The organism is Aerococcus urinaehominis, from assembly GCF_001543245.1.
GTDB lineage: Bacteria > Bacillota > Bacilli > Lactobacillales > Aerococcaceae > Aerococcus > Aerococcus urinaehominis.
The window spans coordinates 272,855-288,138 of the sequence record NZ_CP014163.1 but is presented as its reverse complement, the minus strand read 5'-3'; the positions used below and the strand labels follow the sequence as shown (position 1 = coordinate 288,138).

The following is a 15,284-nucleotide window of genomic DNA, read 5'->3' as shown; positions in this document are numbered from 1 at the left end:
TATTGATTGAACCCTAAAATTTTCGCGACCTTAGAATTTAATCGTATTCAGGCCGATTTGGCTAAACACACATCGACACAATTAGGTAAACGCCTAGCTTTAAAATTAGCACCGATGACTGATCCTAGTCTAGTACAAGCAGCCTGGCAGGATATCTCCGAATGGGATATTTTGGCCCAGAATGGTCACCGGCTGCCCATATCACAGCTAGCCGATATTAAGCCAGCGACAGACCGGCTAGACCGTCAGGCTAGTCTAAATGGCGAAGAGTTAGGTCAAATTATGCAGGTCTTAGATCTTACCAACCAGCTGGTAAAATTTTTTGCTGATATTGAGGAGGCTAGCGAACTAGTACCTCAGCTATATAAGCTCAGCCAAGAGCTTTTGACTTTGTCTGCCATTAATCGCCAACTAAAACAGTCAATTTCACCAACTGGGGAGGTTTTTGATTCGGCTTCCAAAGAGTTACGTGAAATCCGCCAATCGATTAGCCGAGAAGAGCGGCAGATTCGGCAAAAATTAGATGATTATACAAAATCCAAGTCTTCTTATTTAAGTGATCAACTAGTGACTATTCGGAATGGTCGTTTTGTATTGCCTGTGAAAGCTGAATATAAGCGGGCAGTTGGCGGTGTTATCCATGACCAGTCAGCGTCTGGTCAAACACTATATATTGAGCCACCAGCGGTTGTTGAAGCTAATTCACGCTTACAAAACTTATACAATGATGAGCAGTATGAAATTATGCAAATTTTTATGGCCCTTTCTGCTGCTTTAGCGCCTTATACCAAAGAATTGAAGACCAATAACCAAGTATTGGCCCAGTTTGATTTTATTAAGGCCAAATATCTGTATGGCAAAGCGATTAAGGCTAACCGCCCTAAATTAGCTGGTAAGGAGGAAAATTTTGCCCTTTACCAGGCTGTTCATCCCTATCTAGATGCTAAAACAGCAGTAGCTAATGATATTGTACTAGATGCTGACCAGCAGATGCTTTTGATTACCGGCCCTAATACTGGGGGTAAGACCATCACCTTGAAAACAGTAGGCCTCCTTCATCTAATGGGGCAATCGGGTTTATATATTACTGCTCAGGCAGGGTCAAAAATCAATATTTTTAAAGAAATTTTCGCTGACATTGGTGATGAACAGTCTATTGAGCAAAATTTATCGACCTTCTCGGGACATATGACTAATGTGATTTCAATTCTCAACCAGGCTGACCAGGATAGCTTGGTTCTAGTTGATGAGTTAGGTTCGGGAACTGATCCCCAGGAAGGGGCCGCATTAGCCATGGCCATTTTAGACCGCTTTGCAGCTCATGAGGTAACTGTCTTAGCTACGACCCATTATCCAGAGCTTAAGCTTTATGCTTATGATCACGACCAAGTGACCAATGCTTCCATGGTTTTTGATGAAATTAGTCTAAGACCAACTTATCAACTCCTAATCGGCGTGCCGGGGCGGTCTAATGCCTTTGATATTTCGGCTCGTTTAGGTTTAGATCCTGATATAGTAGCCCAAGCACGCAGTCAAGTAGACCAGGATGCGCGTAATTTAAATGACATGCTTCTAGATTTGGAAGACCAACGTCAGGACTATGAAAATAAGGAAAAAATGATTAATCAGCGACTTAATAAGGCTGACCGCCTCCTGCATGACCTGAAAGTTGCCCATCAAGCTATGCAAGATGATAAGGACAAGTATATGGACCGGGCCCGGCAAGAGGCCAAAGAATATGTGGACCAGAAAAAATCAGAGGCTGATCGCTTAATGGCTGAGATTCGTGCCTGGCAAACTGAACTTGGTAACCAGGGACAACATATTAAAGAGCACCAACTGATTGACCAGCGCAAGGCATTTGAAACACTTAGTCCAGAAGCGCGCCAACTGAAGTCTAATAAGGTTCTAAGAAAAGCCAAACGTAATAAGGAAAAAGTTGATCAAATTCAAGTTGGTGACCAGGTCAAAGTTATCCCTTATGGTCAAACTGGTGAAGTGGTTGAAGCACGTGATGATAATCAATTTATTGTCCAGATGGGTATATTGAAGATGGAACTGCCTGCTAGCGATTTGGAGAAAATTGCTAGCCCAGATAAGGGGCCAGCTCCTAAAGCTCAAGTTCAACGCTCTAAGTCGAAAGGTGTATCGACCCAGTTGGACTTACGCGGCGAGCGTTATGAGGCAGCTTTAAATCGTTTAGATCAATTCATAGATGCTGCTCTGCTAGCAAATCATCCCCGGGTGACAATCGTTCATGGCCATGGTACTGGCGCCTTGAGAGAGGGTGTGCAGAAATATCTGCGTAAACATCCAAGAGTCAAATCATTTGAATTTGCGCCCTATAACCAGGGGGGTAACGGTGCCACAATTGCCCATTTTGTGGATAAAGACTCCGGTCAAGCAGAATAGCTGAAGCTGAATTAAAAACTTGCTATAATAAGCTTATGATAGCAATAGAAAAGGAGTGTGCCCCATGGTACAAGCAGTAACAGATAAAGATTTTCAAACAGAAACTAATGACGGTCTAGTCCTAATCGATTTTTGGGCTGAGTGGTGTGGGCCTTGTCGGATGCAAGGGCCCGTTATCGACCAGTTAGATGATGAAATGGGTGATCAGGTTAAATTTGTAAAAATGGATGTTGATGAAAACCCTGATACTGCCCGCAGTTTTAAAATTATGTCAATTCCAACCCTATTAATTAAAAAAGATGGTCAAGTGGTAGATCAATTAATCGGTTTTACCCCAAAAGAGCAATTAAAAGAAATCTTAGCTAAACATCAATAGTACTGACTTAATTTAACCGCTAGCGATAAGCTAGCGGTTTTTTATATATATACTCGCTCCAGTCAGCTTACGATAGACATGCGAACATATTTATTCTTAATGGCTAAATTAATCTACTAAAAACTTTTACTAGAGAAAGGTCAGCTTTTTATCCTATAGTAGACGTATAGCTTAGTTAAAACTGACCTAATAAATGGAAGGAGTTTCATTAATGACAGACAATGTACAAGTACTAGTTGATTTAATTATTGAAAACGAAAAAATTGTTTACTTTACTGGAGCTGGTGTCTCTACGGCAGCTGATATACCTGATTTTAGATCAGCAGACGGTCTCTATAACCAAGTTACTGGTCATTTTAACCAGCCCCCTGAATATATGTTGAGTAAAGACTGTCTGGCCAACCATCCCCAGGCCTTTTACCAGTTTCAATGGCAGTATATGTACCATCCAGATATTGAACCCAGTCTTGCCCATGAATTTCCAGTCCGCTTGGAAGAATTGGGCAAGCAGGTCACTGTGGTCACTCAAAATGCAGATGGTCTCCACCAGCGGGCCGGCTCCAGTCGAGTCATGGCATTACATGGCAACCAGTATGATTTTTATTGTTGTCGATGTGGCAGACATTATATCTACCAGGAATTAGACTTGAGTGATAAAAAAATACCATATTGCCCCTATGATCAAGGACTAGTCCGGTCAACAGCAGTTTTATTCGGTGAAGGATTGGATGGCGATACTTTAAAGGGAGCAGTCTCTGCTATTCAGGCAGCTGACTTATTAATTATTGCTGGGACTTCCCTGCAAGTAGCGCCCGCCAACCAGCTAATTAATTACTTTCATGGCCAGAAGACTGTTGTCATAAATCAGCAAAGATTAGGACAAAGCCGATCTGACGAACTATTTATCCAGGCTGATATTGAAGAGACCTTGCAACCAGTATTAGCTATCCTGGAAGCTAATCAAGATTAATGGTTAGCCACGATTAGCTAATGCGTGTGGTTGATCACAGGCATATAGTCTGTCTCTAGTAACAGTCACTTATTTTAATAGTAAAATAATTTATTGGAAAAACCTTACAAAGATAAGTTTGTTTTAATATTCACTTGCAAAAAATGTAAGCGCTATACTATACTAGACTTATCACAATTTATAGAGGGGGATTAAAATGAGAAAATCATTTTATCTAGTCACAGCAGCAGCCTTTTTATTGGCAGCCTGCCAAGGTCAATCTGGGGACGACCAGACTAGCAGCCAAAGTGAGACCAAGGTCGAGACGGCCTATAAAAATGAGAAAGACCAACGTCAGTTTGAGTCTCGTTCAGCGCAAACCATCGAGGTTGATGGCCTAGCCTTCAAGGATTTGAATAAGGATGGTGAATTGACACCCTATGAAGACTGGCGTTTAACGCCTAGAGAAAGGGCAGAAAACCTTGTTTCACTCATGACACCTGCGGAAAAAGCTGGTCAAATGGTTATTTATGATCTGCCTATGGGGGCCTCAGCTAAAGAAGGAGAGGAAACCAGCCATGATGGTATTCTCTTAGAGGTTGAAAAAGTCCATGAAGAAGGGCCATTCAAGGGACAGACCCAATATCCAACTACAGTGATGCTTAATGATAAGCATATCCGCCACTTTATTGTGAGGGAAGATAAGTCAGCTGAAGAAATTGCGACCTGGATTAATACCTTACAAGAAGTAGCTGAAGAGTCACGTTTGGGTATTCCAGTCATTGTAGCTTCCAACTCCCGTAATGAAAATGATAAAGCCAAATACAATGCTGAGAGTGATAACCACCACTTCACCCGTTTCCCCGGTACCCTTGGTTTAGCGGCTGGTGACAACCAAGATATGATTAGTCAATTTGCCCAAATTGGTCACCAAGAATTTATGGCTAGCAATATCCGTAAGGGCTATATGTACATGGTTGATACTGCAACCGATCCACGTTGGTATCGAACTTACGGAACCTTTGGTGAAAACCCTGACCAAATCAGCACATATATCAAAACCATTATTCCAAACTATCAAGGCGAAAGCCTAAATGAAAATTCAGTTGCCCTAACTACTAAACACTTCCCTGGTGGTGGTGCCCGCGAGAATGGTTTTGATCCCCACTATGAAGAAGGTAAATTTAATGTTTATGCCACTGAAGGCAGTTTAGAGGCCTACCACTTGCCTCCATTCCAAGCGGCTATTGATGCTGGCACGAGCTCAATCATGCCTTATTACGCTATTCCGTCTAACGATAAATCTCACACGCCTCAAGCCCCGTTCAAGGGTGAATTTGATGAGGAAGTAGCATTTGCTTATAATCACCAGTTCATTCAAGAGCTTTTACGCGATAAAATGGGCTTTAAAGGCTATGTGAATACAGATACAGGGGTACTTGACGGTATGGCCTGGGGTGCTGAGGACTTAAACAAAGTTGAACGGGCAGCCAAGATGCTTGAAGCAGGTTCTAGTGTGGTATCAGGCACTAATGAAGTAGAGGTTTTCCAAGAGGCCATCGAATCTGGGCAAGTGGATGAGGCCACGGTTAACCAACGCGTGGTTGAAAGCTTAACAGAACTCTTCCAATTGGGTCTATTTGAAGATCCTTATGCTGACTTGGAGGGGGCTGATGATGCTCTGCGTACACCTGAAAGTCTAGCAACGGCTAAGCAAGCCCACCAAGACTCAGTTGTACTATTGAAAAATGAAAACAAGACCTTGCCATTGAAAGCTGACCAAACTAAAGGTAAAAAAGTCTATGTGGAATTAATGACCCAGGAAATTGACCCTGAAAAAGTTAAAGAAGGGGAACCAGATAGCCTGGCAGCCTATAATCAGGACCTACGCGAAAAAATCCAGGCAAGCTTCCCTGATTGGGAATTGGTTGATGATTATACGCAAGCTGATATCGCTTTTGTCTTTGCTGAACCAGTTTCTGGCTCATACTTTGAAGCGACAGATGACTATCTTGATCTACAGGTTCATCAGGCTACTCAAGTTGACACGGAACGTTTAGCGGATATCCGCCAATATGTTGATCAGTTGGTAGTTAATGTGAACTTTGACATGCCATTTATTGTTGACCAAGTCGAGCCGCTAGCTGATGCCATGACAGCTTCCTTCGATACTTATTTAGAAGCTATCCTAGAGGTACAAACAGGTCAAGCTGAGGCCAAGGGTAGATTACCGATTACCTTACCAGCTTCTAATGAAGCAGTGGCTGTCGATGAAAATGGCCAATGTGTATCGCCTAATGATGTACCTGGTTACGATAAAGAAAAACATATGGAGATACCTTATGCTTATAAGGACAGCCAAGGTAATGTCTACAAATATGGTTTTGGATTAAATTATGATAAGTAGTTTAGATTTTACAATAATTAGTTAGACCAGAAGCCACCGAATCCAAGTAAAGGAGATTTGGTGGTTTTTTGATGATAATTTGCTTGTAGATAAGTTTTGCTGATAAATAAAATGACTCGTTTAAAACTTTAAAAACAATCTGGAAAAGCTCAGTTAGTGCTTGCCGATTGGCTAGGCATGGGATATATTTAGGGTGCCTACTGACACGCTTATTTGTTACTTTAGCTATATAAGGAGGGATTATAATGAAAGAGAAACTTTGTTTACTACTAGCCTTGGTGTCTTTAGCAGGGTGCCAAAAGCAAACTGACCATGGAGCAAATGAATCAGAAGCTGCTAAGCCTAGTTCAAGTGCCCAAACAGTTAAACCTGCTAAAGGGGCTAGCCAGTCTCATTCGGTGATGCAGTCAGAATCTGAAAGTCAGATTGGTGACAATAATCAGATGACTAGTGGTCAAATTAACCAAGAACAGTCGACTAATCAAGACCAAAATCCTGTGTATTGGTCAGCTGAAAAAGATATCCAATTAGCTGATTTTATGGCCAGCTGGGGAGCAGAGATGGGGCAAAGTTACCTTGCTTATAGTCCTGATAATCCGGTTAGCTTTTATGGCCCACTAGTACCAGATGCTTTAATTGCTGAAAATTCACATATTAGGCCAGTATTAAATGACCAGCTTGTTAATATGTCTTGGTATCAGGTCGGTCGCTCTGCTGATAATTATCAAATTGTAGCTGTCTACTCGGATATTGAGACCAGTAATGAACCTGCTGCGCACCTATATCTTTTCGTTATCCACCAAGGAGAGCCACTAGTGCTCTACTCTGGTCAAAATCAGGGTAATGAGCATAATTATTTCTACTTCACGATTACAGATAACCAGGCTTTACAAGATGGTTTTGCGTCAATTGTAAATCAATAGAGTCGAGAGCCAGGATATTGTAAATAGCTATGAAACTATTAACCAAGGAGCCTTAATTGGCTCCTTTTGTAATGAATGGGTAATACTAGGGATTAAATTGCTAGTCTGAGAGACTTTTGCTATAATATAGCATGCTGAATCAAGTTAAGGAGATGGACAATGAATAAAAATGAAATAAAAAAAAGACAAGATAAGATTAGGAATTTTTCCATCATTGCCCATATCGACCACGGTAAGTCTACGCTAGCAGACCGTATTTTACAGAAAACGGGCACGGTGTCAGATCGTGAGATGCATGACCAGCTGTTGGACTCTATGGATCTAGAACAGGAGCGGGGCATTACCATTAAATTAAATGCTGTCGAATTGGAATATAAGGCCCAGGACGGAGAAACCTATATCTTCCATTTAATTGACACACCGGGTCATGTGGATTTTTCTTATGAAGTTTCACGGTCTTTGGCTGCTTGTGAAGGGGCAATCTTAGTTGTCGATGCCGCCCAAGGTATTGAGGCTCAGACCCTAGCTAATGTATATCTGGCCCTTGATAATGACTTGGAATTGATTCCTGTTATCAATAAAATTGACCTGCCTGCCGCTGATCCTGAGCGGGTTCGTCAAGAAATTGAAGATGTTATAGGCTTAGATGCTTCAGAGGCAGTATTGGCCTCTGCCAAGGCAGGTATCGGGATTGAAGAAATTCTTGAGCAAATTGTTGATAAAGTGCCAGCACCGGCTGGTGACATAGATGAACCCTTACAAGCTTTAATCTTTGACTCTGTCTACGACGCTTACCGGGGTGTTATCTTATCTATCAATGTTCAAAACGGCATGGTCAAGCCGGGTGACACCATTCAATTGATGTCTAATGGCAAGACTTTTGAGGTGACTGAGGTTGGCGTCATGTCACCTAATCCAGTGCCTCGCGATTATTTAACGACTGGTGATGTGGGGTATTTAGCGGCGGCGATTAAGACCATTCAGGATACTCAGGTTGGTGATACGATTACACTAGCCGATCGGCCGGCAGAAGAAGCCCTACCTGGTTATCAAAAAATGAATCCCATGGTTTACTGTGGCCTCTACCCAGTAGATTCATCTGATTACAGTGATTTGCGGGAAGCCCTAGAGCGACTACAATTAAATGATGCTTCCTTAGATTTTGAACCAGAATCTTCTCAGGCTTTAGGCTTCGGCTTCCGTTGTGGATTTTTAGGACTCTTACATATGGATGTTATCCAGGAGCGTTTGGAACGGGAATTTGACCTAGACCTAATCATGACTTCACCATCAGTTATCTATAAGGCTTATAAAACTGATGGCACAGTGGTTGATGTCGCTAACCCGTCAGAGATGCCTGATGCTACTGAAATCGACCATATTGAAGAACCTTATGTAAAGGCTGAAATCATGGTGCCCCAGGACTATATCGGGGCAGTTATGGAGCTGGCCCAACGTAAGCGGGGCAACTTTGTGACCATGAACTATCTAGATGATATCCGGGTTAATGTGATTTATGAAATTCCTCTAGGAGAGATCGTGTTTGACTTCTTTGATCGGTTGAAATCTTCTACTCGAGGCTATGCTTCATTAGATTATGAAATCATCGGTTACCAACCTTCTCAGTTGGTAAAATTAGACATTTTACTAAATGGTGAAGTAGTCGATGCCCTGTCTATTATTGTGCACAAGGACTTTGCCTATGACCGCGGTCGAGCCTTGACATCAAAATTAAAAGAAGTTATCCCACGCCAACAATTTGAAATTCCTATTCAGGCAGCTATTGGTCACAAGATTATTGCCCGTACCAATATTAAAGCCTTACGCAAGAATGTTTTGGCTAAGTGTTATGGTGGGGATGTATCTCGTAAGCGTAAACTGCTAGAGAAGCAAAAGGAAGGTAAGAAGCGGATGAAAGCGATTGGTTCAGTAGAAGTGCCGCAAGAAGCCTTCTTAGCTATTCTTGACATGGATGATGAAGATAATCGCTAATTGTGAAAATAATATTTTGACTTGAGGATGGTTTACCCGTCCTCTTTTTTATAGTCTATGGTAAAATGAGCGAGGAATGAAAACAAAAGTGAGGGATATCCATGCTAACAGATATTGAAATTGCGCAAAATAATAAGAAACTACCTATTCGTAAAATTGCCGAAAAGCTTGGCATTGATCGAGATGAAATTGATATGTATGGTAATTATAAGGCTAAAATACCTTTAGCCACTTTGGACCAGTTTGAAAATAAAAATGATGGGAAACTAATACTAGTAACAGCTATCAATCCGACCCCAGCTGGTGAAGGTAAAACGACCACGACCGTTGGCCTAGGGGATGCTTTAAATCGCTTGGGTAAACAAGCTATGGTGGCCTTGCGTGAGCCATCATTAGGGCCGACCATGGGCATCAAAGGGGGCGCTGCTGGTGGTGGTTATGCGCAAATTGTACCTATGGAAGATATTAACCTGCACTTTACAGGGGACATGCATGCCATTACCACAGCTAACAATGCCTTGTCAGCGATGATTGATAACCACATCCATCATGGTAATAGTCTTAGAATTGATAGCCGCCGGGTAACCTGGAAGCGGGTGGTTGACTTAAATGATCGTGCCTTACGCCAGGTAACGGTTGGCTTAGGTGGTCCCCTAAATGGTTACCCACGTCAAGATGGTTTTGACATTACTGTTGCTTCAGAAATTATGGCAATTCTATGCTTAGCAACCGATTTAGAAGACATGCGTGAGCGCTTGGGTCGCATTGTCATTGGCGATAATTTGGACCGGGAGCCTGTTACTGTTAAAGACTTAGGCTGTCAGGGCGCCTTAACTTTATTACTCAAGGATGCGCTTGCTCCTAACTTGGTGCAATCACTTGAACATACGCCAGCCTTTGTTCATGGCGGTCCCTTCGCTAATATTGCGCACGGTTGTAGCTCTGTGATTGCTACACGTGCAGCCTTAAAACTTGCTGATTATGTTGTGACTGAAGCTGGTTTCGGTGCTGACTTGGGTGGAGAGAAATTCTTAGATATAAAAGTACCTGTTCTAGGTAAGGCACCAGATGCCGTAGTTATTGTGGCTACTATTCGCTCACTTAAACTACATGGTGGCGACGCTCAGGCTGATCTGGAAAAGGGTGAAGATGTGGCAGCGGTTAAAGCTGGTCTAACAAATTTGGCCAAACATATTGAATCGATGCAGGCCTATCAGCTACCAGTTGTCGTCGCTCTTAATTGTTTTAGTCAGGATACCGAGGCTGAAATTGCTGCAGTTGTAGCTGGTTGCGCGGAATATGGGGTGGATTGTCTACCATCAACTGTTTGGGCTGATGGGGGGCAGGGCGGTGTCGCCCTAGCTCAGGCCCTTGTTGACTTGGTTGAGAACCAGCAAGCTGCTGACTTTATGCCGCTTTATAAGGCTGAAGAAACCAGCCTAGTCGACAAAATGAATGCGATTGTGGAGACTGTGTACGGCGGTAATCGAGTCGCCTTGTCTAAAAAGGCTCAGGGCCAAGTTAAAGCTTTTGAGAAGAACGGCTGGGGCCAGTTGCCAGTTTGTATGGCGAAAACCCAGTATTCTCTATCTGATGATGCCACAGCAGTAGGACGGCCTCAGGGATTTGATATCCAAGTGCGCGAACTCGTGCCAAAAATCGGAGCCGGTTTTATAGTTGCCTTGACTGGTAATGTCTTAACCATGCCTGGCCTGCCCAAGCAGCCGGCTGCCATGAATATGGACGTGGATAGCAAGGGTAATATTAAAGGCCTGTTTTAATAATTTTATAGCCGATAACCAGCCGGTAGAATTATCCTACCGGCTTTTTTGATAGTAAATAATTTCTGAATCGGGTCAAGTGGGCTTTTAATGCCAATCTATTTGGCTTATGCTAAAATGGTAGGGATGATTTAGAAAGGGGCAGTTACGCTCGTGAAAGATTTTAAAGCCGAAAATTGGTCCAAGACCTATGGCATCAAGCAATTATTAGATAATGTTTCCTTCTTTATAAAGGGTGGAGACCATATCGGTTTAGTGGGAGCCAATGGTTCAGGTAAGTCTACGCTGCTGCAAATCTTATCTGGTCAGGATGAGGTTGATGCGGGCGATACCGAGAAAGCTAAAGATTTCACGGTTGCCTTAGTTGCTCAAGATCCTGATTTAAATCCTAAGTTAACCATTTTTGAGACCATTTATGCCGGGGATAGTCCGCAAGTAGCCCTAGTCAAGGCTTATGAAGAAGCAACTAATGCTTTAGCATTAGCGCCTGATGATCTAACGTGTCAGCAACGCTTTAGCCAACTAGAGCAACGCATGAACCAGGAAGCTGGCTGGCAGTTGGATACTAAAATCCGTACAATTTTAAATAAGCTCGGTATTAACCAGCTTGACCAACAGGTAAGTGAACTTTCTGGTGGCCAACGTAAGCGCATTGGACTAGCCAAGGTATTGATTGATGAGCCTGATCTTCTACTCATGGACGAACCGACTAACCACCTAGATTTTGACATGGTAAAGTGGTTAGAGGATTATATTCATAATTATAAAAAGTCAGTTTTAGTGGTAACCCATGATCGCTATTTTTTAGATCGGGTTGCTGATCGCATGTTTGCTTTGCAAGATGGTCAGCTAAAGGAATATCAAGGTAATTACCAGGACTACCTGACTCAGCGAGCGGAAGAAGAAGCCCACCAAGCATCCCATTTGGCGAAACAAAAAAAGCTGTATCAACAAGAATTAGCCTGGATGCGTAAGGGTGCTAAAGCACGGACAACTAAGCAGCAGGCCCGAATTAATCGTTTTGAAAATTTAGAAGAATCTCTTAAAGGAAAAACAGCTAGTCAAGACCTCAATTTAGATTTTGAAGGTCAGCGTCTAGGGAATAAGGTAATTAGTCTTGAACAGGTAGCCGTTGGCTATGAAGCAAGTCACCCCCTCTTAAAAGATATCAATTTGCTGGTTCAAAATCGGGATAGAATTGGTATTATCGGTGATAATGGTGTGGGAAAATCTACGCTTTTAAACACAATTGCAGGCTTAATCCCACCCCTAGCAGGGACAATTGAGCTTGGTGAGACGGTTCGCTTGGCCTATTTTGACCAGTTAGCAGTTGATTTGCCTGAAGATGAGCGCTTAATTAACTATATTCAGGAAGTAGCCAATGAATATGTTTACGCTGATGGGCGGTCTTTGTCAGCAGCCCAGATGCTAGAAACCTTTCTTTTCCCACGGCCTAGCCACGGTGCTTTAATCGCTAGCCTGTCAGGAGGAGAAAAGAAACGACTTTATCTCCTGCAATTACTGATGCAACGGCCGAATGTGCTCTTCCTAGATGAGCCAACCAATGATTTAGATATCGATACTTTAACTGTTTTAGAAGACTATTTGGCTGATTTTGCTGGAGCTGTCATCACCGTTTCTCATGATCGCTACTTCTTAGACAAATTAGCCGACAAGCTACTTGTTGCTGACCGTACCAGTCGGACAACACACCTTTTCTATGGCAATTACAGCGACTATGAAGCCAGCCAGGCTGACCATGCTATGGCAAGTCAGCCAGTTTCCGATAAAAAACAAGAACCAACTAAACATGTTTCAAGTCAAGAAAAAAGTGGTTCAGATGCAGCCAAGAAACGCCGAATGACCTGGCAAGAAAAGCAAGATTGGGCTGTGATTGAAGACCAAATTTCTGCATTGGAAGACCGACTTAGTCAGATTGATGAAGAGATGACTGTCTCCGGGTCTGACTACGGTAAGTTGGCTGACCTGCAAAGAGAGAAAGAAGCAATTGAGATTGACCTAGAGGCTAAGATGATTTATTGGGAAGAGTTAGCAGAATTAGCGGAATAAACTAGTAGATTTTCAAATTTAGAAGGGGCGTATTTATGGAACAAGCTTATTTAGATTTACTACAACATATTTTAGATCATGGCCAAGAAAAATCTGACCGAACCGGTGTCGGGACGATTTCGACCTTTGGTTATCAAATGCGGTTTGATCTTAGTCAGGGTTTCCCTCTTCTAACGACCAAGCGGGTACCCATGGGCTTGATTACTTCGGAACTATTGTGGTTTTTGAAGGGTGACACCAATGTCCGCTACCTGTTAGAAAATAATAATCATATTTGGGATGAATGGGCATTTAAGAATTGGGTAGAGTCAGCAGATTATCAAGGACCTGACATGACTGATTTTGGCTTACGAGCTAACCAGGACCCTGAATTTAATCAGCTTTACCAAGAACAAATGAAGATTTTCCAGAATAAAGTGCTGCATGATGCCAATTTTGCTAATAAATATGGTGATTTAGGCAATGTTTACGGCAAGCAATGGCGTCACTGGGAAACACGCGATGGGGGCTATATTGATCAAATCGCTAATATTATCGACCAGCTAAAAAATAATCCAGATTCTCGGCGAATTATCCTGTCAGCCTGGAATCCCGAAGATATTCCTAATATGGCCCTACCACCTTGCCATACTATGAGCCAGTTTTATGTCCAAGATGGCAAATTATCCTGTCAGCTTTACCAGCGTTCGGGCGATGTGTTCCTGGGTGTACCTTTTAATATTGCCTCTTACGCGCTCTTAACTCATTTATTAGCGCGGGAAGCTAATTTAGAAGTGGGTGAATTTATTCATACCTTTGGCGATGTTCATATCTATACTAACCATGTCGACCAAGTTAAAGAGCAGTTGACCCGCCAGCCTAAGGGCTTCCCGCAGTTGGTTATTGATTCTGCCGCTGACGGTAAATCAATTTTTGAATTGGAAAAGGCGGATATCAAGTTAGAAGGATATGATCCACATCCAGCTATTAAGGCGCCAGTGGCTGTCTAGGGAGGTAAACTATGCTAATTGCGATATGGGCCCAATCACAAAATGGCGTGATAGGCCGCGACAATCAATTACCTTGGCGGCTACCCAACGATTTGAAATTTTTTAAGGACCAAACACAAGGTCATCCAGTGGTGATGGGACGTCGGACATTTGCCTCTATGAACTATCGACCCTTGCCTCAGCGGGAAAATATTATCCTTAGCCGGCAAGCTCAATTTTTTGAGTCGGATTATGATCAATCTGATGTGATTATTACCGATCAAATTGAAGACATTTTAAGTCGGGCGCAAAAACAAGATGTTTTTATCATGGGCGGTGCCAGTGTCTATCAACTGTTTTGGCCTTATTTAGATGAATTACGCCGTACCTTGGTCATGGCTGATATAGTAGGGGGTACATATTTTAACCCAGACTTATCGACCTTTAGTCTTTATCACAGTGTCGATCACCCAGTTGATGACCAGCACGCTTATCCCTACCGCTTTGAATTTTATAGAAAAAGATAGGAGTAGAGTATGTCTGTAAAAATTTCTAACAAGGGCCGTAGATTTAACGGCTGGAAATGGGCCTTCATCGGTTTAGTGTCACTGATGATTATTGGCTTGGTTGTAGTCTTTACTAGTCTTTTTGCCGGCCAAACAACCAATCAAACTAGTAATCAAGCTACTGTCCCGTATGAATCGGGTCAGGTAATAAATACCGAATCTTCTATGTCTCGAGATTCCTTTAACCAATTATTAAATGCGCTATTGGCTGATGACCAGTCACCCTATCGGATTTATGTAGACGATCAAGTCAATTTTGAAAGCAAGGTTAGTTTACTTGGGCAAGAAATAGGTATTGAAATTGCCGGTGATCCGCGGGTTGATGAGCAGCAAAATATTGCCATTGATATCAATCGCATCGAGCTGGGTGGTCTTGACCTACCGACTTCACTAGTCATGCAAGCTTTTGCCGGTCTGATTGATAGTCAGGTTCCCTTGGACGTCGATGCTGCTGATCAAGTATTAACTGTCCGTTTAGACCAGGCTTCTCAACAATTACCAGTTGAGGTGTCAGCCCAATATATTGACTTGGCTAATGATCGGATTGATATTAATTTTGATATCCCAACAAAGTTTATTGCTGAACAAATTGAAGCTAATGTGAAGTAGAGGTTGTTTATGGAAAACTTTTATCAATATGTACAGCGATACCGGGGTCATTCTGACCTCCAGGATCAAAAGTGGACCGAGTTTGCCGAAAGTGTCTTTTTAGATACTGATTTTCCGCGCACTGGGCGAGATTTTGATAGTATCAGTCGGTATATTGAAGAAAACGACCGCTATTCGGACTATGTAGCAACCTTTGATGAAATTTGGCAGGAATATACGAGCTAAATAATT

12 protein-coding genes are annotated in these 15,284 nt (G+C 42.5%); all 12 read left to right on the top strand.

Going from position 1 to position 15,284, the window contains the following annotated elements; genetic code table 11:
* Positions 1-6: 6 nt before the first annotated feature.
* The 12 genes from AWM75_RS01275 to AWM75_RS01220 all read left to right on the top strand — a co-directional run bounded on the left by AWM75_RS01275 (position 7) and on the right by AWM75_RS01220 (position 15,278).
* On the top strand, positions 7-2,412 hold the full coding sequence (locus AWM75_RS01275) for an endonuclease MutS2 (protein ID WP_067977367.1): 2,406 nt from the start codon (positions 7-9) through the stop codon (positions 2,410-2,412).
* Between the two features lie 64 nt (positions 2,413-2,476).
* Complete coding sequence (gene trxA, locus AWM75_RS01270) at positions 2,477-2,788, top strand: thioredoxin (protein ID WP_067977366.1); 312 nt, start codon at positions 2,477-2,479, stop codon at positions 2,786-2,788.
* Between the two features lie 211 nt (positions 2,789-2,999).
* Entirely contained in the window at positions 3,000-3,758 is a 759-nt protein-coding gene (locus AWM75_RS01265) for an NAD-dependent protein deacylase (protein ID WP_067977365.1), read from the top strand.
* Positions 3,759-3,954: 196 nt separating this feature from the next.
* Positions 3,955-6,144 (top strand): glycoside hydrolase family 3 protein, encoded by a 2,190-nt coding sequence (locus tag AWM75_RS01260; RefSeq protein WP_067977364.1) that lies wholly within the window; start codon positions 3,955-3,957, stop codon positions 6,142-6,144.
* A gap of 245 nt (positions 6,145-6,389) precedes the next feature.
* The gene (locus tag AWM75_RS01255; protein WP_067977363.1) at positions 6,390-7,067 is read left to right on the top strand and encodes a DUF4767 domain-containing protein; all 678 of its coding nucleotides are present in this window, start codon (positions 6,390-6,392) and stop codon (positions 7,065-7,067) included.
* Between the two features lie 159 nt (positions 7,068-7,226).
* Positions 7,227-9,059: a translation elongation factor 4 gene (gene lepA / locus AWM75_RS01250; RefSeq protein ID WP_067977362.1), complete on the top strand. Its 1,833-nt coding sequence runs from the start codon at positions 7,227-7,229 to the stop codon at positions 9,057-9,059.
* Between the two features lie 101 nt (positions 9,060-9,160).
* On the top strand, positions 9,161-10,840 hold the full coding sequence (locus tag AWM75_RS01245) for a formate--tetrahydrofolate ligase (RefSeq protein WP_067977361.1): 1,680 nt from the start codon (positions 9,161-9,163) through the stop codon (positions 10,838-10,840).
* 153 nt (positions 10,841-10,993) lie between these two features.
* Entirely contained in the window at positions 10,994-12,910 is a 1,917-nt protein-coding gene (locus tag AWM75_RS01240; RefSeq protein ID WP_067977360.1) for an ABC-F family ATP-binding cassette domain-containing protein, read from the top strand.
* 35 nt (positions 12,911-12,945) lie between these two features.
* Entirely contained in the window at positions 12,946-13,899 is a 954-nt protein-coding gene (locus AWM75_RS01235; protein ID WP_067977359.1) for a thymidylate synthase, read from the top strand.
* Between the two features lie 11 nt (positions 13,900-13,910).
* A complete protein-coding gene (locus AWM75_RS01230; RefSeq protein ID WP_067977358.1) occupies positions 13,911-14,405 on the top strand; it encodes a dihydrofolate reductase in 495 nt (164 codons plus the stop codon).
* Positions 14,406-14,414: 9 nt separating this feature from the next.
* A complete protein-coding gene (locus AWM75_RS01225) occupies positions 14,415-15,053 on the top strand; it encodes a YpmS family protein (protein ID WP_067977357.1) in 639 nt (212 codons plus the stop codon).
* Between the two features lie 9 nt (positions 15,054-15,062).
* Complete coding sequence (locus tag AWM75_RS01220) at positions 15,063-15,278, top strand: YozE family protein (RefSeq protein WP_067977356.1); 216 nt, start codon at positions 15,063-15,065, stop codon at positions 15,276-15,278.
* The last annotated feature ends 6 nt before the right edge of the window (positions 15,279-15,284 follow it).

Excerpts from the sequence above, each read along its gene's own strand:
- trxA (WP_067977366.1), top strand. The coding sequence starts at position 2,477 with ATGGTACAAGCAGTAACAGATAAAGATTTTCAAACAGAAACTAATGAC.
- AWM75_RS01265 (WP_067977365.1), top strand. The coding sequence starts at position 3,000 with ATGACAGACAATGTACAAGTACTAGTTGATTTAATTATTGAAAACGAA.
- AWM75_RS01260 (WP_067977364.1), top strand. The coding sequence starts at position 3,955 with ATGAGAAAATCATTTTATCTAGTCACAGCAGCAGCCTTTTTATTGGCA.
- AWM75_RS01255 (WP_067977363.1), top strand. The coding sequence starts at position 6,390 with ATGAAAGAGAAACTTTGTTTACTACTAGCCTTGGTGTCTTTAGCAGGG.
- lepA (WP_067977362.1), top strand. The coding sequence starts at position 7,227 with ATGAATAAAAATGAAATAAAAAAAAGACAAGATAAGATTAGGAATTTT.
- AWM75_RS01245 (WP_067977361.1), top strand. The coding sequence starts at position 9,161 with ATGCTAACAGATATTGAAATTGCGCAAAATAATAAGAAACTACCTATT.
- AWM75_RS01235 (WP_067977359.1), top strand. The coding sequence starts at position 12,946 with ATGGAACAAGCTTATTTAGATTTACTACAACATATTTTAGATCATGGC.
- AWM75_RS01230 (WP_067977358.1), top strand. The coding sequence starts at position 13,911 with ATGCTAATTGCGATATGGGCCCAATCACAAAATGGCGTGATAGGCCGC.
- AWM75_RS01225 (WP_067977357.1), top strand. The coding sequence starts at position 14,415 with ATGTCTGTAAAAATTTCTAACAAGGGCCGTAGATTTAACGGCTGGAAA.
- AWM75_RS01220 (WP_067977356.1), top strand. The coding sequence starts at position 15,063 with ATGGAAAACTTTTATCAATATGTACAGCGATACCGGGGTCATTCTGAC.